The following is a 22,573-nucleotide window of genomic DNA, read 5'->3' on the forward strand; positions in this document are numbered from 1 at the left end:
AAAAGCTATCCATTACCCGGATCTTTCTCAACATTTACCAGAGGAATCACTCACGTTTTTTCTAAACCCGATCCGTTTGTTATTCATTCTCAATAAAAATGTAATTTTCACGATAAGAATAAGTACCATTTTGTCAAGCATGGTGAAAATATCAGCGTTCAGAATGGAGTGTAGGCAAGGGTTACAAGATTGTAAAGAAAGATGTGACTCATGCATAGCCTTAAAAAGGGGGGCTATGGTAAGCCCTATTTTTTGATTTGGAATTTCCTAACCCAAACCTAACTCTCGTTTCAGCAAGTTAATGGAATTAGAGCCGATATAATTGTCACCACAAATCAACCTGGGCGGACGAATAATATCATCCATAGTAGCTTGCAAGGCTGCTTGGGCGGCTGAATAACTCACTTGATCCGTACTAAAAACCACTTGTGCTCTTTTGACCATTGCTTGCAATCTGTACGTATCTTTTGGCTGCGCTGTCATAATCAGTATTTCATCCCCCCTCAAACCGTGAAGAATCACTTCCATTGCAGTCAAAATTCCAGAACTCATGCTAACTATGCCAAGACAGCTATCTTTTGGAAGGCTTTTAAACAAAGCGTATTCCTTGGCGTAGTCGTGTATATCTAAGGGAATTACGCGCACGGCTTTAGGCGCTGCAATAATTTCTACATCACCAATAAAATACCGACTTGTCACAACTGTAGCAGAGGAAGTTTGATCCAAAACAGCAGCTAATTCTTCCATCGGTACTAACTGCACTGGTATTTTAAGGGCTTGTTCTAATTCATAGACCATAAGTTCTCCCGCACCAATATCTCGAGATGGTACTGCAACCAACACTCGCGCACTACAACGCAAGCGCCAATCAATTTCTGCTAAAAATAACTCGCGTGCTTGACTCAGCGTACAACCTTGCGAGAGGAGTTCATCAAGCGCTTGCTGTACAACTTTGCTGGCTTGAGGATACTGTTTGAGAATCGGCGATTGCAGCCTGCTACCCCCCTCATGTCCTTGGGCGCGGACATATATACCCGAACCAGCAAGGCTTTCTACCAACCCATCGTCTTCTAACTGGCGGTAAACCTTGCTAATTGTATTGCGATGTAACCCCGTCTGCATTGCCAACGCCCGCGTACTCGGTAATTTGTATCCGGGTGGATATTGGCGAGATGCGATCGCAAACCGAATTTGGTTAAACAGCTGGTTGGAGGCGGGTATTTCACTGTCTGGTTGGATTCGGAATTGAAGCATCAACAAAGTCTCCTATGTGGTGGTGGCTGCATAAGACCAGCTGCGTTCTGCCAATCGTTAAATATATTACTTATAGATTCAATTTCTCTATTAGAAATTTCTGGTGCAGTTGCGACTGGTGGTTGATAATTGATCGGGGATAACCCTACGCTCCAGCCCAGAGCGATATCTCTATACTCACACAGTACTGGTAAAAACTATTATGGCAGAGCGATCGCTTATTACCACAACAATTAAAATTCAGCAAGATAACGTACAAATCGATGCGTACCTAGCAAAGCCTTTGGAGCCAGGTTCTTACCCAGGAGTGGTAGTATTACAAGAAATATTCGGAATCAATTCCCACATTCGGGACGTTACAGAACGAATAGCTAAAGAAGGTTATATAGCAATTGCACCAGCTTTATTTCAAAGAATTGCCCCTGGATTTGAGACGGGCTACACCCCACAAGATATAGAGGTAGGTAAAAAGTACGCTTGGGAGCAAACAACCGCACCACAACTGTTGGCTGATATTCAAGCAACCGTTGACTATCTAAAAACCGTCGATGAAGCGAACAAGGATAGTTTTGGCTGTATGGGTTTTTGTTATGGGGGTCATGTCGCCTACTTAGCAGCAACCTTACCTGATATTAAGGCTACAGCTTCTTTCTACGGTGCTGGTATCCCCACCCGTACACCAGGGGGAGGGAACCCTACCATAACTCTTACCCCAGAAATCAAAGGCACTCTTTACGCCTTCTTTGGCATGGAAGACGCCAGCATACCAGTAGAACACGTAAACAAAATTGAAGCAGAGTTAGAAAAATACAAAATTCCCCATCGCGTGTTTCGCTACGATGGAGCTGACCACGGATTTTTCTGCGACCAACGTGCCAGCTATAATTCAATAGCTGCAGCCAATGCTTGGGAGCAAGTGAAACAACTGTTTCAGGAGCAACTAAGCCCCTAGGCAGGAAAAACAGCCGTTTGAACAACGGCTAATAGCTAATGGCTAATAGAAAAAACAGTTAGCAATTAGCCATTAGCTGTTAGCAATTAACAATGAGTCTTTATAAGTCATGAACTCCGACGCGAAAATTTCTCAAAAAGCCGATTCGTCTTTTACAATGGACGATTTTGCCAAGGCACTGGAAAAACACGACTACCAGTTTCAAAAAGGACAGGTGGTACACGGCAAAGTTTTCCAAATCGATCCAGATGGAGCCTACGTCGATATTGGTGGCAAATCGTCAGCTTATATTCCCCGCGATGAGGCTTCTTTGAGAGCAGTTACTGATTTATCGGAGGTACTGCTATTAAATGAAGAGCAAGAATTCTTAATTATTCGCGACCAGGACGCAGAAGGTCAAGTCACCTTATCGCGAAAGCAACTGGAAATTAGGCATATTTGGGACCGATTGGCGCAGATGCAGGAAAATTCCCAAACAGTCCAGGTACGGGTAAATAATGTCAATAAAGGTGGCGTTACCGTTGATGTTCAAGGTTTGCGAGGATTTATTCCGCGATCGCACCTTACCGAGCGGGATAATTTAGAAGCACTCAAAGGACAAACCTTAAGTGCTGGCTTTTTGGAAGTGAACCGCAGCACCAATAAACTAATACTTTCACAACGCGTAGCAGCACGTTCTGCTAACTTCAGTACGTTAGAAGTTGGTCAATTGGTAGAAGGAAAAGTAACGGGGATCAAACCTTTTGGGGTGTTTGTAGATTTAGATGGAACAAGTGCTTTGCTCCACATCAAGCAAGTCAGCCAGAAATTTATTGAGAATCTGGAAAATGTATTTCAAATTGGTCAACCCATAAAAGCTGCGATCTTAGATTTAGATGAAGGGAAAGGTCGAGTAGCTCTCTCTACTAGAGTTTTGGAAAATTTCCCAGGCGAAGTTTTGGAAAATATGGAAGATGTCATGGCATCGGCTGAAGCCCGTGCTGAACGAGCGAGAAACAAGCTTTCAAGTGAGAGTTAGTGATTAGTTGTTAGTGGGTAGTTGTTAGTACACCAATTAACCACTAACCACTAACAAACAACTATCCTTAATCCCCGATATCGCGCTTTGGCGGACGCTTGTAAGTGAATGTGAAAGTGTCGCCACTGGAAATCACTTGCCGCATCTCATCATACATTGGGTAATTGCCTACACCACTCAGACTAGCCCAACCTCTTGCTCTGGTTAAACCTACAAATAACTGGTTGCGGTAATTGACATTACTTTCATTGCGAGCCACATTATCGAAGCCAACTACGTAGACCATATCCGCTTCGTGTCCCTTAGCACGGTTGGTGCGAGACACCGTTACCCCTCCCTCATGCCAGAATTTATCTGGGTCACAATTGGGCCATTGGGGAGTCAAATCATTTAAGTTTAAAGCTGTAGGGATATAAACATCAATACTGTGGTCTAATAAAAAACCAGCGACATCAACTTCCAATTCCACCGCCTCAGAAGTAGAGCCTAAAACCACGACTAAAATATCACGGCTGGGATTGAGACCATCAAACATGATGTTGTGCATGATGTTATCCGCTAGCGCTTGCAATTCTTCTCGACGAGAACTGTAAGTTTGAAATTCTAAAACAGGTTTGCCCCAAAGTTCGGGAATAGGATTGGGTGAATATTCTATTGGTCGATGCACGGTGATTGGCTTGCCAATCCGGCGAAAGTCTCCTTTGACTTCATAACCAATTTTGTTCCAATCGTCCCTGTTGGTAATACCTGCAAGCATTCCTTGGGGGCGTAGCAAACCCATACCGATAGCATGAGCCGCAGTAAGAATGGGTCCCGGAGTGCGGTAACAGCGACGCATAACTTCAGAACGTTTTATACCGCCAGAGTATTGCGGTTGTTTGCTCAAAATATTGCTCAATTTCTCCCCAAAAACTTCTTTTGCCTTTGGAACTGCGATATTATCTAAGCTTTGTGCTTCATCATAAGCCCAAATGAGGCGGCGTTCTTCTGGGTTTTCTTCATTTACGGGTCGCAATGCCTGATAAGCCAACCAGTAAATTGCTTGTTTGTCATCAAATTTGAGATCTGCTTCTGATACTAAATCTTGGCCCTCATCAATTAAGATAGCATCAAACATTGGTTGAATGATGATTTCTTCTTGCAGCCGTTTGCACAGGTCTGCTAAACCTCGATTGGGTTGTCTTTCTTTTGTATCTGCAACTTTCTTGCGTTTTTTACCGTGGGACTCGCAAATTGTCCCATACAAGCCGGGATGATCTTTTGCGCCCCAAGCATGAAGGACACGCAGTTTGTGATTGGTTTTTGGATCGTAAGTTAACTCACCACCACTGAAGCGGCGAATCCATCGATCCAATAGCTCGGCGATTAAGTCATACAAAGAGCGAGTGAAAAACACAATGGCAATGTCCCAGTCTGGATGCTTGAGGTGCATGTGAGCTGCTTTCTGACACAACAGTACTGTTTTGCCTGAGCCTGCAATACCTCTAATTCTTTGAGGACCGGGAGGTATTTCTTTGCCAATATGCTCTTGTTGCAAATCAATTTCGTATAGCTTTTGCCCCAAATTTTCCATAACCCTGGCGCGGCTGTTGTCTGCGATAAGCCGGGTACGGCTTGCGCCAAGGGCGATTGCAGATGTCGTGCGATCCGCTTCTTTGCGAAGGATTGGCGTACCGCTAACCACTGACAGTAGTAATTCCCAGTCTCGATCCTCTAAGTTTTCTCCAGGAACGACAGCACAGATGTGTTGAATTCGTTCCACACAACTGACTTTGCTTAATTGGTCTTGAAAAATCAAAGGAGGACAGTTGGGTATTTGGTCAAAGCCTCTTTGTTGCCATTGTTCTTGGGTAATCAGGGGAAGTGCAACAAGAACTCGTCCTTTAACCTTATGCCCAATAGCTGCTTTATTATTATCTGTGTATGCCTCCTCCCGATTTGGATTGTCTCCAACGGAGTAAGAGGGCTCTGGCAAAGCCGAATCAGACATAAGACGAGCATCGCGATCGCAGTACGCAATCAAAGTCCGTAATTGATGTTCTGCTTGTTGATAGGGGTTGGCTTCTGTAATGTGAAAGTTCTGCAATTGCCAGATCCCGTCATTAATACCAGCAATTTGGTCGATTGTGACGGACAGTATTTCAACGATCCATAAACCAAACTCGCGATCGGCAATCAGAATATCGGGTTCTTTACGAATCTTGCCCACCTTGGAGAAAATGGGATAACGCCAGTAAGCTATGCATTGTCTGTCGGAAAAAGCATTTTTGATAGAGTCCCAAACTTTTTGTTCACCTGCTTCATGACTGGCTTTTAGCGGTTCGGTAGTAATAAATTTGCTAATTTGTTCTTCGTTAGCAACTGCCATTGAGTACCTGCCTGTATCGTTATTTTTTGGACATGGCGGCACCCTGAATATTTAGCAAGCTATCACAGGTAACTTATTTTTTAATACAGGAAGGTTACGGATCGTCTTTTATTAAACAATCCAGTGTATGTACTAAATTAAATAAGAAATTTGTATAAATTTATTTTACAAGCAGTGGAGTTTGTGCCAATCGCTAATGTTGCACAATCCCCAATCGATCTCCTCTTAAGATTGCGTCTAAAGAAGTGATACTCTTACTGAACCAGTTGTAGCAACTGCCCCGAAAAAGTTGGTTTTGGAGTCTTTGCATGTTATTATGATTTACTCAGTGAAAAACCTTCACAGTCATCTCCATGTTCTACGTAGCGGGCTTCCGCTCTTCGACACGGGTGAGGACAGAATCTCAAAGCCGTTTTCACGAAGGGCGAAAATATCCTGAAACATACTTCTTTATAGAGAAAATTGAGGTGCAACTCAACTAAAAAACTGCGGTTCATCTAGTTGATTTGCATCAAAATAAATGCTTTTGCGTCACAACTTTTACCAAGTAGAGACGTAGGATTCTGCATATCTAAACACTTTATCTTGTCTGCTGAATTAATGAACAGAGAACAAAATAGAGCACGCATCACAATGACAAATTTTTTGGAGAGGGGAAATGATTAAGAACGATTATCAATTGATGGTCACAAAATCTTGGATTGAAAAATTCCATCAAGCTATTATGAATTTGTATCAGAATGAAGAAAAAAGGCGTAAAGATCCAGAGGGTTGGCAACTGTTAATAGATTCTTACTATGCTCATATTAAAAATCTTCATACAGAAATAGCAGAATATAAAAATCTGAAAAATCACAATCCCGAAAAGTCTCTGGTTCTACAAAATGTTAACCTTAACATCGATGAAATTGGAGAAATTTTAATTAAGGTGAGAATTGCCAAAAAAATTACAGAGAAAGAACTAGCAGCACTGACTCATTTAACGGAAGAGCACATCAAAGAATATGAAAAACAAGATTATCAAAACGCTAGTTTTGATACCATAATTGAGGTTGCAGATGCTCTAGGAGTGAAGTTGCAACATTGTATAGTGGTTGCAGAAATTAATGAATTCTTGGAAAGTCAACTGATGGAAGTTCGGGAAGCTGAGAAAGTTGATGCCGAATTTCAATCAGTCATTGGTTTGATGGATTGCAATTGATGGGAATATTTTAGATTTTGGATGGAAAAAAGCTTGCTTGGATTTAATCTCACCGAACTATGAGTTTCCTTCTGTTTTCAAGTTGGTGAACTTTACACTTCCAGCGATCGCTCTGTATTATCTAGATGTTTTTCAGGTATCAAAGTTCCACATATTTTTCGCTCTTAGCTATGATTTTCGACTCAAGCTTGTTAAACACACTTCATTTTGTCAAAAGTTCGTTTTTGTAAAACCCATGTAAAAACGCAAATATAGTAACGAATTAGGTAGCAGATATAACGGATGGATTTGTAAGGTCGATCGGAATAGCCATCTGTTACATCTGTCAAGTATTCCGTTTACGGCAGTGGCGCAATCTCAAAGTCATTGAACGAACAAACATTGTAAGATGTCGCAGCTAAAGCTCTTACCAAGCACTAGTCTAAAGTTACTAACGTAGCATTAACCTGCTGTGAAAGGGCGACGTAAGAAGCATCACAGGCAGAAATTCCATAAGATATTGCAATATTTGCTGCATCTTCCATCAAATCAGCTGTTGAAACAACACGTAGGGGTTTTGTTGACCAACTTATATCAGATCTATCTAAGAATGACTATCGGTGAATAGAGGTGGGGAGGAATTAAGTTACAGCTTCTAACCCTTTACTGTTAGGTATGTTTTGTCAGCCAATTCAATAAGAGTTGATTGATTTGCTGCGATCGCTCGAGCATAAACCAATGCCCAATCCCCTCAATCCGTTCGTATTGCCACTGAGCCGATACGTATTGTTGAGATATTTCGTCTGTTAATTTATTGTCCGGTTTCCTGTTCTGTATCCTCTACTTCTCCAAAAATTCGTTCTATGTTCTGCGATCCACGAAGAATACGCACAATCTCAATCCCTTTGTCTGTGGGACGGTAAAAAATGAGGTAACTTCTACTGGAAAACTCCGTAGGGAAGGAGCTAGGTTAAAGCGTTGTTGTCCCAATTGGGGAAATTTAGCGAGTTTTGGAAACTTTTCTCGCAGCTTGTCAAAAAGATTATCGGCAACCTGTGGGCTGTATTTAGCAACATAATTCCAGATGTTTTCAAGGTCCTGCATTGCTTGAGTAGAAATCCTATACCGACTCATGAAGCGTCTCTACTTTGCCAACCTTTTTCGTCCTCGTGCTTTAATATCCTCAAACAAAGTTGAAAGTGAGTCTTCGTCGTATTCGGTATACTGACCGTTCTCAAGTTGTTCAATTCCAATTTCAACCTCATGCCGTAATGCCTCGAGCTTTAATGCTCGAAGTTCTTCCTCAACGTGCTCAAGCCGATCCATCATTTCCTGGAAAGCTTGTGCCTCATGCACCACAACCTCAGCTTTGCCATTGACCGTTAACACCAGTGGCGACTTTGTTGCTTTTATCCGCTCTACATAGTCCTTGGCGTTTCGCTTGAAGTCGGTAAGAGTTTGAATATTTTCGAGATTAATCTTGATTGCCATAGCATCAAATAAAGCACTTTATGAAGCATTTTATTAAATGCTACCTCCAAAATGGTTTATATTTTAGCTTTTAATGGATATTTGTAATGCAAGCACCCGCTTCATAAATCTAGCATTCCGTTTATTACTTTACGCAACCTCAATGGGATTTTGGGTATTTTACATATTGCAGATCCAACCCACTCCTTAAAAAGGGTAGCTACGCGTAAGTTCTAATTACGTTGTTTTTTGCTCGATCTCCAAAAACGGAGAGGGGGAGATTCGAACTCCCGGATGCTTTCGCATCATCCGATTTCAAGTCGGACGCAATCGACCACTCTGCCACCTCTCCAGTAAAGCTGCAGCTATTCGCTGTCAGCTGTCAGCGATATTTGCTGACCAGTTAATAAGTATATCTCATTCTCACGCAGTTTGCACCACTGGGCTGGGTTTTTTATAAAGAATTTCTTCTGAGGCAACAGAGAAATCTTTGCCAACCCAAACAAGGGAGGCTTGGGAGACGGAACCGCTTTCTAACAGAACAATTGAGAAGTTACGTTGCTTGCCCTCGTTAGTTTCCACAATTCTGGGTACACTGGCGGCATTTAAGTAAACAACGCCCTCTGGACTGGTGAAAACACGTTTTCTCGGTTCTTTTTTGGTGTGCCGCAGGGTGTGGTGCATGTGACCAAATGTGACCAGGGGAATGGTTTTACCAGCAATCATTGACTGCGCGATCGCTTCTGCCAAATCGGGGTCACCAAAGTCACCTCCTATGGGATGCCAATCTTTACCACAGGGGTCTTCCGGACGTTCGCCCAGTCCTATCGGTCCGTTATGACCGATAAAAATGATATTCTCATAAGCCGCACTTTTTGCCGCAGCGACAATGCGGGCTGTGGAATCTTCAAAACTGGTTACTCCAAACCATTGTTGGTAGAAATCGGCATATTTCCACTCAGGTCCACCCCAGCTAAAGGGACGACCACCAACAACGGTTAAATTCCAGTTGGGAAAATCTAACTTCCCGTACCCAACTTGGGTTTCACCTAACAAATCGAGTTGTTGCTGTACCCAGTTTTCCTTCGTGCGATCGTAAGGACACTTCTTTCGTCCCCATTCGGTGGCTGTGTACCATGCATCGTGGTTTCCCATGACTGCTGCTTTGGGTATGTCGAGGGATGCGATCGCTTTCACTACGTCTACCGATTCATTGCCAAAATCACCAACAAATAGCACTAGGTCAACGCCCAAATGCTTGAGTGCAATGCCATCTTCTTCTTCCCATTGGTCGTGAACGTCTCCTACTACAGCAATTTTTATCGTTTTTGAGTTTGTTGTCTGACTGGTCATGCCACTTTCCAAGCATATCTGTTTTTAGCATAGGAAACTTATGGGGTTTTGACACAACTCCAAGGAAGGAGGGTTACCCTCCAGCTATTTTTGGTAAAAACTACTATAATTGAATCCACGATACAAAAATTTGCAAATCTAATACAACCTAACTGTGTTTACTACCGCATTAGCTCAACGTGGAAAAACGGAACAGGGCGATCTACCTCTAGATTTATTTGCAGCCATCGAGAGTCTTAAAAAAGAACTCAACGCGATTGTCCTGGCACATTACTATCAAGAACCCGATATTCAAGATATTGCAGACTATATAGGAGATTCGCTCCAACTTGCCAAAGCCGCAGCCAACACCCAGGCGGATGCGATCGTCTTTGCTGGTGTCCACTTTATGGCAGAAACGGCAAAGATTCTCAATCCAGATAAATTGGTACTTTTACCGGATCTCAATGCAGGCTGTTCTTTGGCTGATAGTTGTCCAAGAGAAGCATTTGCCGCTTTTAAAGCCTTACACCCAGACCATATAGTAGTTTCTTACATCAATTGCTCTGCTGACATTAAAGCACTGAGCGATATTATCTGCACCAGTTCCAACGCTGTTAAAATTGTTCAACAAATACCAAAAGAACAGCCCATTATATTTGCGCCAGATAAAAATTTAGGGCGGTATGTGATGGAACAAACGGGACGAGATTTGGTATTGTGGGATGGAAGTTGTGTTGTTCATGAAACTTTTTCTGAAAAGAAAATAGTGCAGCTAAAAATTGCTCACCCAGAAGCAGAAGCGATCGCTCACCCTGAATGTGAAACCAGTGTATTGCGCCATGCCACCTTTATTGGTTCGACAGCAGCATTACTCAAATATTGTGCGGAAAGCCCATCTCAAGAATTTATTGTTGCTACGGAACCGGGTATCATTCATCAAATGCAAAAACAAACGCCTTACAAACGTTTTATACCCGCACCTCCGATAAACAACTGTGCTTGTAATGAGTGTCCCTTTATGCGGTTAAATACCTTAGAGAAGCTATACTGGGTAATGAAAAATCGAACTCCGGAAATTACTTTACCAGAGCATACTCGTGTAGCTGCATTAAAACCCATTCAGAGGATGCTAGAGATGAGCGCTTAAAGCTAAGAAGGTTTTTTCTTAGATTCTTTTTCAGCAGCTTCACTATATTTTTTGTATAGTTTTGTACGGATTTGAGCTTCCTCATAACGGCTGTGGTTGGGTGGTACAGATTTCATTAATTCTGATGCTCGTTGCCATCGAGCCGCCAAGTCTAACCATTGTACTGAGGTTTGAGCTGTCTTACCAGTTGCAGAAGCTTGATTGGCAATCCGCACTGCTGCTGAAAAGGGATCTTCAGATGACGTAGAAGCAGCTCGACTGCTAGTAGTCGGTTGATTGGGAAAATTACTTTGATTTGTTATTCCTGAAACTATTGAATTCAGTGTTTCGGCGCGATCGGCATTTTTCGATTTATTGCCTAACGAAGTATAACCGACCCAACCGAGAGACAGTAAAAACACGACACAGCTAGCGCCTCCTAACAATCTTTTGGCAGAAGCGTTTCTGAATTTGTTCTTTTTATTAACTACGACAAGACGAGAAGATTGAGAGGTAGGGAGAACTGCTTTGCCTTGTTCTTTCTTTCGCTCTTTAAAATCTTTTACCAACTGCTCAAAAATATTCGGTTGAACTAACGTAATTTCCTGTGACCAAAGCAATTGATTCTCAGGGTCACGACTAATTTCCTCTAGCCACAGCAATTGCTGTTCCCGAACAATACGACTATTTATATTGACCCGATAAATGTTCCGTGGTGCAATAGACTCAAGAATTTGTTGGACTTGCTCAACGAGAGTCTTTTGTTCGAGGTTATCTATTGTACGTGCCTCACACAGTAATTGTAAAACACCAGCGTCAAAAATAGCTCTAGTTCTGACGCCCGAATTAGCGAGTTTCTCGTTTAACACTTGAATAATTGCAGCAACACTACCTTGGTGAGCCTGCCAATCGATATCATTTATCCGATCTACCATTTCCATTTGTGGATATGTAATAGCTGTTTAACCCTGAATTAATTGACAAACAAATTTAATTAAAAAATTTTGACTTTGTCTTGATTTAGATTTTATGTGTAAAAATCAGAGGATGCCACATTCGCTAGAAAGTGGGTATGGTTGTACCCTGTTTAATCCATGAATTACATTAACTTAATAATAATTAAAATTTTGACTCTATATCTATAATACAAAATTCATAATACACAGATTACAAAAATGCTTTGTACAATAGATGACAAAACGGTGGCAGTTTTTCTACTTGGTATGTGTTGCTGTGTGTCTTCTATAAGAATACTGAAGTTACGTGACGATATCCGGCAAGAAACTTGCCAGACCAAAAACAAAGCCCCGGTCCTGACATAGAGGAACGGGGCTGTGTTGTAAAAATCAACCTGGCACCGAGCTATTTTAGCAGGCAGCAACCCGCCAACTATCGTCGCCGCATCAATGTTTCACAACTGAGTTCGGGATGGAATCAGAGTGGGACCACTGAGCCATAGGCACCAGGAATGAATGATGAATGATAAATTATGAATGATGAATAACATCCAAGGATTTATCTTCTTTGAATTCAAAACCCTGAAGACTGCACAGAAAAGCGAAACAAGTGTGAATTGTGAATTGAAGAAGATTGTCATCATTCATCATTCAGAATTCATCATTGAGATGAGGTCAAGACCTCGGTCTGTTAGGACAACTTGGCTAAGTACATTACTGCACGTACACCGACTGCCTATGAACAGGTGTTCTACCTGTGACCTTACCTACTTGTAGTAGTCAGAGCACTCATCTTGAGGTGGGCTTCCCACTTAGATGCTTTCAGCGGTTATCCGCTCCGCACTTGGCTACCCAGCGTCTACCACGGGCGTGATAACTGGTACACCAGCGGTGCGTTCCTCCCGGTCCTCTCGTACTAAGGAGGACTCCTCTCAATGCTCTTGCGCCTGCACCGGATATGGACCGAACTGTCTCACGACGTTCTGAACCCAGCTCACGTACCGCTTTAATGGGCGAACAGCCCAACCCTTGGGACGTACTTCCGCCCCAGGTTGCGATGAGCCGACATCGAGGTGCCAAACCTCCCCGTCGATGTGGACTCTTGGGGGAGATCAGCCTGTTATCCCTAGAGTAACTTTTATCCGTTGAGCGACGGCCATTCCATACTGCGCCGTCGGATCACTAAGACCGTGTTTCCACCCTGTTCGAGTTGTAGCTCTTACAGTCAAGCTCCCTTATTGCCTTTACACTCAACGCACGGTTTCCAAGCGTGCTGAGGGAACCTTTGTGCGCCTCCGTTACCTTTTAGGAGGCGACCGCCCCAGTCAAACTGCCCATCTGAAACTGTCTCCCGATTGGATAGACAATCGTGGGTTAGAATCCTAGCTTCGCCAGAGTGGTATCTCACCGTTGGCTCGGTATCCCCCACAAGGGATACTTCAGTGCCTCCCACCTATCCTGCGCAAGCCAAGCCCGGACCCAATTCCAGACTACAGTAAAGCTTCATAGGGTCTTTCTGTCCTGGTGCAGGTAGTCCGTATCTTCACAGACATTCCTATTTCGCCGAGTCTCTCTCTGAGACACCATCCAGATCGTTACGCCTTTCGTGCGGGTCGGAACTTACCCGACAAGGAATTTCGCTACCTTAGGACCGTTATAGTTACGGCCGCCGTTCACCGGGGCTTCAGTCGTCAGCTTTAGGGTTTCCCCCTGACCAACTTCCTTAACCTTCCGGCACTGGGCAGGCGTCAGCCCCCATACTTCCAATTGCTTGTTTGCGGAGACCTGTGTTTTTGGTAAACAGTCGCCTGGATCTCTTCACTGCGACCCACTTGCGTGGGCACCCCTTCTTCCGAAGTTACGGGGCCATTTTGCCGAGTTCCTTAGAGAGAGTTATCTCGCGCCCCTGAGTTTTCTCAACTTCCCCACCTGTGTCGGTTTCGAGTACGGGTTTGATGTTTTCATCACCAACGTAGCTTTTCTTGGCACTATCATTTACAACTCGGCATCCTTAGACACCTCCCAATCCATTCAGGGCGTTGCTATCTTTCATGCGTCTTACGTTGACTCCCACATCAAAGTGAGGGATTGTTCACCCTCTGTCCATCGACTACGCCTTTCGGCCTCGCCTTAGGTCCCGACTAACCCAGAGTGGACGAACCTGCCTCTGGAACCCTTGGGGTTTCGGGGCTAGGGATTCTTACCCTAGTTTGCGCTACTCAAGCCGACATTCTCACTTCCGTCTCGTCCACAGCTGCTTGCCGCTACTGCTTCTACCTACCACGGAACGCTCCCCTACCAGTTAACAATCTCATCACTTAGCATGCAACCTTCTGGAGCGGAGCGAGGGAGTGAAGGAGGGAGGGAGGGAGGGAGGAACTATTCTTCGTTCCCTCACTCTCTCACTCTCTCACTCTCTCCCTCTGTCTTCCAAAAGAGGCTGTATGCTAAATGATGGCTTGCTAAATCCACAGCTTCGGTACATCGCTTAGTCCCATTCATTTTCGGCGCAGGAGCGCTTGACCAGTGAGCTATTACGCACTCTTTCAAGGATGGCTGCTTCTAGGCAAACCTCCTGGTTGTCTTTGCACTCCCACCTCCTTTGCCACTTAGCGATGATTTCGGGACCTTAGCTGGTGGTCTGGGCTGTTTCCCTCTTGACGATGAAGCTTATCCCCCACCGTCTCACTGGTAACTCTCCACTGAGTATTCAGAGTTTATCTCGATTTGGTACCGGTCTCCCAGCCCGCACCGAAATAGTGCTTTACCCCTCAGTTTTTCCGTTACCGCTGCGCCTCAACACATTTCGGGGAGAACCAGCTAGCTCCGAGTTCGATTGGCATTTCACCCCTAACCACACCTCATCCGCCGATTTTTCAACATCGGTCGGTTCGGACCTCCACTTGGTGTTACCCAAGCTTCATCCTGGACATGGTTAGATCACCCGGGTTCGGGTCTATAAATACTGATAACGCGCCCTTTTCAGACTCGCTTTCGCTTTGGCTTCGTCAACAAACTTAACCTACCAGTACCTATAACTCGCCGGCTCATTCTTCAACAGGCACGCGGTCATCCGTTGAATCGGACTCCCACTGCTTGTAGGCTCACGGTTTCATGTTCTATTTCACTCCCCTCAACGGGGTTCTTTTCACCTTTCCCTCGCGGTACTTGTTCGCTATCGGTCACACAGTAGTATTTAGCCTTACGAGATGGTCCTCGCTGATTCACATGGGATTCCTCGTGCCCCATGCTACTCGGGATTCAGCTACTATCCTTAAGCTTTCGACTACAGGACTTTCACCTTCTTTGGTGCAGTATTTCGCTGCTTCGCCTAACCGCTAGATTCGATTTCGCTGTCCCACTACCCCAAAATGCATGCACTTTGGTTTAGGCTCTTCCCCTTTCGCTCACCACTACTGAGGGAATCTCTATTGATTTCTTTTCCTCCAGCTACTAAGATGTTTCAATTCACTGGGTTCGCTCTTTCGTTATTGGGTTGCCCCATTCGGACATCTCCGGCTCACTGCATGCTTCCTGCTCCCCGGAGCTTTTCGTTGGTAACCACGTCCTTCTTCGCCTCTGTGTGCCTAGGTATCCACCATGAGCCCTTCTTCTCTTGACCACTATTGCTGAATGCTAACTGCTCATCGCTAATTTCCATTAGCCATTAGCTATTAGCTTTTCGCTTTTAGTTACTTTCGCTTTTCTATGCAGTTTTCAAGGTTCTGGCTGGAACATTTCCAGCAGTCTTGTTCCCTTGCGGTTTCAAGTTGCTGAATTTCTTCTATTGATAAGTGCCCAAATCATCAATGCTTTGGCATTTTTTTCCGAACCCACACTAGTTTGAAAGCCAATTTTCTTTACCTCGCACGACCTAGGATTTCTGAATTATGAATTCTGAATTATGAAGTGTGAATTTTCTACTTTTCATCATTCATCTAACATCATTCATAATTGAGTTGGTCTCCCTAAAAGGAGGTGATCCAGCCACACCTTCCGGTACGGCTACCTTGTTACGACTTCACCCCAGTCACCAGTCCTGCCTTCGGCATCCTCCTCCACGAATGGTTAGAGTAACGACTTCGGGCACTACCAGCTTCCATGGTGTGACGGGCGGTGTGTACAAGGCCCGGGAACGAATTCACTGCAGTATGCTGACCTGCAATTACTAGCGATTCCACCTTCACGCAGGCGAGTTGCAGCCTGCGATCTGAACTGAGCCGTGGTTTGTGAGATTTGCTTGCTATCACTAGCTTGCTGCCCTCTGTCCACAGCATTGTAGTACGTGTGTAGCCCAGGACGTAAGGGGCATGCTGACTTGACGTCATCCCCACCTTCCTCCGGTTTGTCACCGGCAGTCTTCTTAGAGTTCCCAACTTAATGATGGCAACTAAGTACGAGGGTTGCGCTCGTTGCGGGACTTAACCCAACATCTCACGACACGAGCTGACGACAGCCATGCACCACCTGTGTTCGCGCTCCCTAAGGCACTCCCAACTTTCATCGGGATTCGCGACATGTCAAGCCCTGGTAAGGTTCTTCGCGTTGCATCGAATTAAACCACATACTCCACCGCTTGTGCGGGCCCCCGTCAATTCCTTTGAGTTTCACACTTGCGTGCGTACTCCCCAGGCGGGATACTTAACGCGTTGGCTCCGGCACTACGCGGGTCGATACGCGTAACGCCTAGTATCCATCGTTTACGGCTAGGACTACTGGGGTATCTAATCCCATTCGCTCCCCTAGCTTTCGTCCCTCAGTGTCAGTTATGGTCCAGCAGAGCGCTTTCGCCACCGGTGTTCTTCCCGATCTCTACGCATTTCACCGCTACACCGGGAATTCCCTCTACCCCTACCATACTCCAGTCTCTCAGTTTCCACTGCCTTTATCTAGTTAAGCCAGACGCTTTGACAGCAGACTTGATAAACCACCTGCGGACGCTTTACGCCCAATCATTCCGGATAACGCTTGCATCCTCCGTATTACCGCGGCTGCTGGCACGGAGTTAGCCGATGCTTATTCCTCAGGTACCTTCAACTTATTATTCCCTGAGAAAAGAGGTTTACAACCCAAGAGCCTTCCTCCCTCACGCGGTATTGCTCCGTCAGGCTTTCGCCCATTGCGGAAAATTCCCCACTGCTGCCTCCCGTAGGAGTCTGGACCGTGTCTCAGTTCCAGTGTGGCTGATCGTCCTCTCAGACCAGCTACCGATCGCCGTCTTGGTGCGCTCTTACCACACCAACTAACTAATCGGACGCGAGCTCATCTCCAGGCAGCTAGCCTTTCACCCATGGGCACATCCGGTATTAGCAGCCGTTTCCAACTGTTGTCCCGGACCTGAAGCCAGATTCTCACGCGTTACTCACCCGTCCGCCACTATCTCCGAAGAGACCGTTCGACTTGCATGTGTTAAGCATACCGCCAGCGTTCATCCTGAGCCAGGATCAAACTCTCCGTTTTGAAGTGTTCTTGCTCCGACACACCCTAGTGCGTCCGAGCCTCTTGGCTTATTATTTTTCTTTTGTGAGCGGGTAACAAACCGCCACTTAATTTTTTGACGAGGTCTTTAATTGCTTGGCTTTCAAACTATTGCTTTATCTTGGTTCGGTTGTGCGGGCGTTTCTCTCTCGCTTCACACTTTATCTAAGGTAACAACCCGATTTTGCTTTGTCAAGGGTTTTTCAAAAGTTTTTTTGAATCACCAGATAAATGTGTTTCTAACCCTTACCCAGTAACAGTTTCAATGCTTTCACCATCACTGGGCTTTCCAACTTATTTATATTGTCTTGTAACTAAGTAGCCAAAAATTGGAGTAATCTGGGGTGAATCGGACTTAACCGACCCCAGATTACCTTGCTCATTTGAGCACTCCCAAAGTGGGGTATTGTTTGCCTCGACACAGCTTAAAGGCTTGTTAATGGATTTCGGTGTTGCACTGTGTGACGCAGCCATGTTCCTTGTCCGACGCTTGAGACTGGCTAATCTCATTAAGTCCTGACCTTTAAGCGGACTGAAACCCAGAAACTGTGAATCCAGCCCTGATAGCGCAGCGTAGCGCAAATACGCCATAGGAGAGTTTCCCAAGCCCTAGGGACTGGCGTATAGCCCTTGCGGGCATAGCCTGCGGCATCGCGAAGCCTGTGCCTTGCACATAGCGTCTCTGTCAGGAGACACCCGAAGGGGTAACCTTGAAACTAGTTCAAAGTTGAGTCATGCTGGAGTCAGTAAGTCGAATTGCTCCGATTTACTCTGGATTGCGCGACCTGAAAAGGTCGTTTAGTACGGGAAGCCTACTTCCCTAGCGGATTCATACCCGCTACCCCGGCGTAAAAGGCTCATAAGAGTCCGGTCACGCCTCAAGTAAGTAATGAACGAGGTGGAATGCAGACCACGAAAGTAACCGAAGCTGCCAGCCCTAAGGCGGTCAGGGGCAAAGGGGAATCCTTTAAAGGTGAACGCGAGTGAACTATTAGATAAACTGCGTTATACGAAAAGGAGCTAAATCGGGCTGATAAGCTCTGACCAAAAGGTAAATGGATCGGATTTATAGCTTGTCCATCTATAAATCGTATGAACATAACTTCCATCGCAGAATAGATAGCACCTAAAAGAGGATAGAAAACTAAACGGTACAACAGGGTAAGCCCTACAGAGTCTAAGAGAGGTCGATTACTCTTAGTAGGTCTGAGGTAACAAAGACGGAACTCTCTGGAGGGTAAAGGATGGAAGAAAAAGCGAATGCTGGTTTGTAGCAAACCAGATAGGGGCTGAAACATCACTCCTGACCGAAAGGAAAAGCAGACTTCTTCTGGGTCTTATACGAAGGAAACTAAACAAAGGAATCTAATCTAAGGACAAGTTAGATGATGTCAGAACTGACTTCAAACGGACTGAAGAAACAGCTAGTAAACTGGAACCATATTAATTGGAAAAAAGTTAATAAAGCTGTCAGAAACCTACGGCAAAGAATCTTTCGTGCGAGTCAGCTTGGGGACTTCCGTAAGCTGAGAAACTTACAGAAGTTGATGCAAAGAAGCTACGCCAACTTACTATTATCTGTTCGACGCATCACCCAGACAAATCTTGGAAAAGCAACGGCAGGAATTGACAAGGAAATCGTCAACACCCCAGAGCAACGGGTGATTCTGGTAAACAATTGGCAAGGGGGAAACCTTAAACCAACACGAAGGGTAGAAATACCTAAGCCTAACGGCAAGTTTCGACCGCTCGGCATCCCGACCGTGCGCGACAGAATCGAACAGGCAATGGTTTTGAACGCACTCGAACCCGAATGGGAAGCCGTATTTGAACAAAACAGTTATGGCTTCCGACCGGGAAGAAGCTGTCAAGACGCAATAGAACAAAGCTTCAACTTGCTTTCAAGATGGCACAATTGGGTTCTAGAAGCTGACATCAAGGGATTCTTCGACAACATTGCCCATGAGTCCATTCTGAACATGGTGAGCAACTTCCCAAAACGGGAACTCATCAAAGGATGGTTAAAAGCGGGTTTTGTGTTCCAAGGACATCTTCACCTCACAGAACAAGGCACACCACAGGGAGGAGTCATCTCACCCTTACTTGCCAATATTGGGCTGCATGGCTTAGAAACCTATATAAAAGCCACCAACCCAAAATTTGGCGTGGTGCGATATGCCGACGATTTCATCGTCACGGCAAAAGACAAGGAAAGTCTCGAAACTGCCCAAAACCTGATTCAAGCATGGATGTCGAAGAGAGGTCTTGAATTGAGCGCTGAGAAGACGGTAATCACGTCAATGGAAGAGGGCTTCGATTTCCTGGGGTTCAACTCCCGGCACTACGATGGAAAACTCCTGATTAAGCCGTCAAAAAAGAAGGTGTTAACCTTCTGCAAGCGGATTGGTAAGGAAATCAAAAACCTGAATGGTGTAGAACAGGAAGTTCTTATTTACAAGCTTAATCCAATTCTCAGAGGTTTTGCTAACTATTACAAAGCGGTAGTCAGCAAGGAAACTTTTGGCTATATCTCACACCGAGTATGGCAATACCTTTGGCGTTGGGCAAAGCGTAGACACCCCAATAAAAACTCAAAATGGGTACGCTGGCGTTACTTTAAGACCATTAAAGGTAACAAGTGGGTATTTGCTTGTACAACAAGTGACCGACAAGGTAAGGATAAAGAACTTGTCCTATATCAAATCGCGTATACGCCTATCGAACGCCACATAAAAGTCAAAGGCGACGCTAGTCCCGATGACCCCTCCTTAAAAGAGTACTGGAGAAAACGCCACCAAAAATTTGGGAAATCTCGCTTTGAGAAGGGTTCCAAATTATATAAGATAGCAGAAAACCAAAACTGGATTTGTCCAGAATGTGGCGAACCATTATTCAATGGAGAGGAAATCGAAACCCATCACATAGTACCTGTTGCAGAAGGTGGAACAGACGACGTGGGAAACCTCCAGCACCTGCACAAAGCGTGCCATAAACAGGTACACAAAACCCCAGTGAAAACTCGTTTGAAGTAAGGCTTGAGCCGTATGAGTGCGAAAGTCTCATGTACGGTTCTTAGGGGAGGGGAGAGCGGTAACGCTCAAACCTTACCCGACACTCCAGTTCACTTACTCCTCTTGGTTCGGCATCTCAGCTTTGATTTAGTTGGGCTGATACTTCTTCCAGGATAACTCCAATTTTTCTTTTAGAGTCAAGCAGCCATTACAAGGAAACACAATTAGATTGGGCTAGTCCTTACCTTAAAAAGAATTGTCACAAGTTCCTTGGCTGTAAAAGGTTTTAATAGGAATGCTGCAACTCCACCACTTTTTTCTACTTCTGCAAGAATTCCGCTGTCTGCATATCCGCTGACAGCGATGATTTTTAGCGTGGGGTTAATTTTTTGTAAGGTGCGGATAGTTTTTGCTCCATCCATGTGCGGCATCATCATATCTACGATCGCTACACTAACACTATCTCTATGTGTGGCGTAGAGAGCGATTGCCTCCATACCATCACTTCCAGTTATGACTTTATAGTCATAAGTTTCTAAAGTTGTTTTAGTAATTTGCCGGATAGCAGCTTCGTCATCTACAACTAAAATCAACTCTCCTTGTCCTTTAGGCAGTTCCATATCTTTTGGCAGATATGTTTCATTTGTTTCCACAGCAGGCAAGTATACCCTAAAATGCGTGCCACTACCGACTTCACTTGTTAAGCTCACAAAGCCATTGTGACTTTTCACAATACCTATTACAGTTGATAAACCCAGCCCAGTTCCTTTGCCAACCTCTTTAGTCGTGAAAAATGGCTCAAAAATTCTCTCCGCTATTTCAGCAGGAATTCCCGTACCAGTATCCGAAACAGTAATTCCAATATAGGAGCCAACACGGGCTTCAGGATGCGTTTTGGCATAAATTTCGTCAATAATGATATTTTTACAAGTAATCGAGAGCGTACCGCCAGTAAGCATTGCATCACGAGCATTCACTACCAAATTCATTAAAACTTGGTGCAGTTGGGTAGCATCCCCAGTAACAGTCCAAAGCTCCTGTGGTACATTTGTGTAGAGTCTAATTGATTTTGGAAATGTCTCTAGAACAATATGCTTGATTTCATCAATCAAGTGTTTCACTTGCAGAAGTGTATGTTCCCCTTCAATTCCTCGTGCAAACTGTAAAACTTGTCTAACTAAATCAGCTCCTCGTCTGGCATTAGTTTCTAGTATATCCAGCCATTCCTGACTTTGCTGGTCATCAAGTTTGGTTTGCAGTAACTGAACCGCCATCACAATTGGGGAAAGCACATTGTTCAAGTCATGAGCAATTCCACCAGCAAGTGTCCCAATGCTTTCAAGTCGCTGGGTACGGAGAAATTGTTCTTCAAGTTGTTTCTTCTGTGTAATATCACTTCTTATCGATACATATTGATATGGTTTCCCGTCATTATTTAACAACGGCACAATAGTCGTATCCACCCAGTAATATGTTCCGTCTTTAGCTCGATTTTTGATTTCACCTTTCCAAACTTGACCGCGAGAAATCGCGGTCCACATATCCTTAAAGAACTCCCCTGGATGATGACCAGAATTGATAATGCGATGGTTTTGTCCTAACAGTTCCTCTCTAGAATACTTTGAAATAGAGCAGAACTTATCATTAACGTAAATAATTGTTCCTTTATAGTCTGTAATGGCAACGATAGATGATTGATCTAACGCGAACTTGATATCTGCTAAATCTTTTAAAGATGTTTGTAAGGCTATCTCTCCACTAGTATGTTCTATCAAGTGTCGTCGAAATTCTAATTGGGATACAACTTGGTGGCTGAGAAGTTTCAACGCTTCTATTTGTTGCCAATTCAATTCTCGAGGGATATAGTCAAATACACACAAAGTTCCCAAAGGGAACTCCTCTTTTGCAATCAAAGGCACACCCATATAAAAACGAATGTGTGGGAAATTAGTCACTAATGGATTTTTGGCAAAACGAGGATCTCCTAAAGCATTTTGAACAATCAACAAATCCGATTGCAAAATAGTATGAGTACAAAAAGAGATTTCACGAGGCATTTGTTCCACTAACAGCCCTACCTTTGACTTGAACCATTGTCGGTGCTCGTCAACTAAAGTAATCAGTGCAATTGGGGTGTTACAAATTTGAGATGCTAGGCGAGTTAGGTCATCGAATATAGGTTCAGGGTCAGTATCGAGGATTTTATACTGAGACAGCGCTGTGAGCCTCTCAATTTCACTTTTAGGTAGTAAAGCTTTCATGAACTTGGCAACTCGATCTCAAATATCTTGGTTCTCCACCAAGTCTGAATAACAATACATCTTACTGTATTAATTATTTCCAGACTACTATACTCCAATGCTGTTGACGGTTCCACAAATTTATATTTAAAAATTTTAGTATTATTACTAACAAACATTAAGAT

The 22,573-nt window shown here is 44.3% G+C and carries 12 protein-coding genes, 1 tRNA gene and 3 rRNA genes; 5 read left to right on the forward strand and 11 right to left on the reverse strand.

The window, feature by feature from the left end:
- Positions 1–267: 267 nt before the first annotated feature.
- Positions 268–1,254 carry a GntR family transcriptional regulator gene (locus HC643_RS10605; protein ID WP_038079171.1) on the reverse strand — a complete coding sequence of 329 codons (987 nt, stop codon included), beginning with the start codon at positions 1,252–1,254 and terminating at the stop codon, positions 268–270.
- A 202-nt stretch (positions 1,255–1,456) separates the two neighbouring features.
- On the opposite strand from HC643_RS10605, the gene HC643_RS10610 reads away from it, so the two are divergent.
- Together HC643_RS10610 and HC643_RS10615 are read left to right on the forward strand one after the other, a co-directional pair.
- Complete coding sequence (locus tag HC643_RS10610; protein ID WP_038079168.1) at positions 1,457–2,206, forward strand: dienelactone hydrolase family protein; 750 nt, start codon at positions 1,457–1,459, stop codon at positions 2,204–2,206.
- Positions 2,207–2,315: 109 nt separating this feature from the next.
- The gene (locus HC643_RS10615; RefSeq protein ID WP_038079165.1) at positions 2,316–3,224 is read left to right on the forward strand and encodes a S1 RNA-binding domain-containing protein; all 909 of its coding nucleotides are present in this window, start codon (positions 2,316–2,318) and stop codon (positions 3,222–3,224) included.
- A 67-nt stretch (positions 3,225–3,291) separates the two neighbouring features.
- Here the strand turns inward: HC643_RS10615 and HC643_RS10620 are convergent, their stop codons facing one another.
- Positions 3,292–5,592 carry a DEAD/DEAH box helicase gene (locus HC643_RS10620; protein ID WP_038079162.1) on the reverse strand — a complete coding sequence of 767 codons (2,301 nt, stop codon included), beginning with the start codon at positions 5,590–5,592 and terminating at the stop codon, positions 3,292–3,294.
- A 658-nt stretch (positions 5,593–6,250) separates the two neighbouring features.
- Here HC643_RS10620 and HC643_RS10625 point away from each other — a divergent pair.
- Positions 6,251–6,793 (forward strand): helix-turn-helix domain-containing protein, encoded by a 543-nt coding sequence (locus tag HC643_RS10625; RefSeq protein WP_038079160.1) that lies wholly within the window; start codon positions 6,251–6,253, stop codon positions 6,791–6,793.
- Between the two features lie 840 nt (positions 6,794–7,633).
- Here HC643_RS10625 and HC643_RS10630 read toward each other — a convergent pair.
- The 4 genes from HC643_RS10630 to HC643_RS10645 all read right to left on the reverse strand — a co-directional run bounded on the left by HC643_RS10630 (position 7,634) and on the right by HC643_RS10645 (position 9,595).
- The gene (locus tag HC643_RS10630) at positions 7,634–7,876 is read right to left on the reverse strand and encodes a type II toxin-antitoxin system RelE/ParE family toxin (protein WP_237265864.1); all 243 of its coding nucleotides are present in this window, start codon (positions 7,874–7,876) and stop codon (positions 7,634–7,636) included.
- Between the two features lie 39 nt (positions 7,877–7,915).
- Positions 7,916–8,263: a type II toxin-antitoxin system prevent-host-death family antitoxin gene (locus tag HC643_RS10635; RefSeq protein ID WP_038079159.1), complete on the reverse strand. Its 348-nt coding sequence runs from the start codon at positions 8,261–8,263 to the stop codon at positions 7,916–7,918.
- Positions 8,264–8,509: 246 nt separating this feature from the next.
- A tRNA-Ser gene (locus HC643_RS10640) sits at positions 8,510–8,594 on the reverse strand.
- Positions 8,595–8,665: 71 nt separating this feature from the next.
- Positions 8,666–9,595 (reverse strand): TIGR04168 family protein, encoded by a 930-nt coding sequence (locus tag HC643_RS10645; RefSeq protein ID WP_038079217.1) that lies wholly within the window; start codon positions 9,593–9,595, stop codon positions 8,666–8,668.
- Between the two features lie 154 nt (positions 9,596–9,749).
- On the opposite strand from HC643_RS10645, the gene nadA reads away from it, so the two are divergent.
- On the forward strand, positions 9,750–10,724 hold the full coding sequence (nadA, locus tag HC643_RS10650) for a quinolinate synthase NadA (RefSeq protein ID WP_038079157.1): 975 nt from the start codon (positions 9,750–9,752) through the stop codon (positions 10,722–10,724).
- A gap of 2 nt (positions 10,725–10,726) precedes the next feature.
- On the opposite strand, the gene HC643_RS10655 is transcribed toward nadA, so the two are convergent.
- From HC643_RS10655 to HC643_RS10670, 4 genes are all read right to left on the reverse strand, one after another.
- The gene (locus tag HC643_RS10655; RefSeq protein WP_038079215.1) at positions 10,727–11,638 is read right to left on the reverse strand and encodes a hypothetical protein; all 912 of its coding nucleotides are present in this window, start codon (positions 11,636–11,638) and stop codon (positions 10,727–10,729) included.
- Positions 11,639–12,052: 414 nt separating this feature from the next.
- Positions 12,053–12,170: ribosomal RNA gene (rrf, locus tag HC643_RS10660) — 5S ribosomal RNA — on the reverse strand.
- 160 nt (positions 12,171–12,330) lie between these two features.
- Positions 12,331–15,281: ribosomal RNA gene (locus HC643_RS10665) — 23S ribosomal RNA — on the reverse strand.
- Between the two features lie 349 nt (positions 15,282–15,630).
- A 16S ribosomal RNA gene (locus HC643_RS10670) occupies positions 15,631–17,119 on the reverse strand.
- The 16S, 23S and 5S rRNA genes sit together here, the layout of an rRNA operon.
- A 1,403-nt stretch (positions 17,120–18,522) precedes the next feature.
- On the opposite strand from HC643_RS10670, the gene ltrA reads away from it, so the two are divergent.
- On the forward strand, positions 18,523–20,169 hold the full coding sequence (ltrA, locus tag HC643_RS10675) for a group II intron reverse transcriptase/maturase (protein ID WP_038082281.1): 1,647 nt from the start codon (positions 18,523–18,525) through the stop codon (positions 20,167–20,169).
- Between the two features lie 203 nt (positions 20,170–20,372).
- Here ltrA and HC643_RS10680 read toward each other — a convergent pair whose 3' ends face one another.
- Positions 20,373–22,409 carry a hybrid sensor histidine kinase/response regulator gene (locus HC643_RS10680; RefSeq protein WP_050045657.1) on the reverse strand — a complete coding sequence of 679 codons (2,037 nt, stop codon included), beginning with the start codon at positions 22,407–22,409 and terminating at the stop codon, positions 20,373–20,375.
- Positions 22,410–22,573 lie beyond the last annotated feature (164 nt).

The organism is Tolypothrix bouteillei VB521301 (assembly GCF_000760695.4).
In the GTDB taxonomy this organism is placed as follows: domain Bacteria; phylum Cyanobacteriota; class Cyanobacteriia; order Cyanobacteriales; family Nostocaceae; genus Scytonema; species Scytonema bouteillei_A.

What these genes read in the sequence shown, in the direction of transcription:
- HC643_RS10620 (WP_038079162.1), bottom strand. Translation starts at nt 5,592, where the DNA reads ATGGCAGTTGCTAACGAAGAACAAATTAGCAAATTTATTACTACCGAA.
- HC643_RS10630 (WP_237265864.1), bottom strand. Translation starts at nt 7,876, where the DNA reads ATGCAGGACCTTGAAAACATCTGGAATTATGTTGCTAAATACAGCCCA.
- HC643_RS10680 (WP_050045657.1), bottom strand. Translation starts at nt 22,409, where the DNA reads ATGAAAGCTTTACTACCTAAAAGTGAAATTGAGAGGCTCACAGCGCTG.
- HC643_RS10625 (WP_038079160.1), top strand. Translation starts at nt 6,251, where the DNA reads ATGATTAAGAACGATTATCAATTGATGGTCACAAAATCTTGGATTGAA.
- HC643_RS10635 (WP_038079159.1), bottom strand. Translation starts at nt 8,263, where the DNA reads ATGGCAATCAAGATTAATCTCGAAAATATTCAAACTCTTACCGACTTC.
- HC643_RS10615 (WP_038079165.1), top strand. Translation starts at nt 2,316, where the DNA reads ATGAACTCCGACGCGAAAATTTCTCAAAAAGCCGATTCGTCTTTTACA.
- HC643_RS10605 (WP_038079171.1), bottom strand. Translation starts at nt 1,254, where the DNA reads ATGCTTCAATTCCGAATCCAACCAGACAGTGAAATACCCGCCTCCAAC.
- ltrA (WP_038082281.1), top strand. Translation starts at nt 18,523, where the DNA reads ATGATGTCAGAACTGACTTCAAACGGACTGAAGAAACAGCTAGTAAAC.
- HC643_RS10655 (WP_038079215.1), bottom strand. Translation starts at nt 11,638, where the DNA reads ATGGTAGATCGGATAAATGATATCGATTGGCAGGCTCACCAAGGTAGT.
- HC643_RS10610 (WP_038079168.1), top strand. Translation starts at nt 1,457, where the DNA reads ATGGCAGAGCGATCGCTTATTACCACAACAATTAAAATTCAGCAAGAT.
- HC643_RS10645 (WP_038079217.1), bottom strand. Translation starts at nt 9,595, where the DNA reads ATGACCAGTCAGACAACAAACTCAAAAACGATAAAAATTGCTGTAGTA.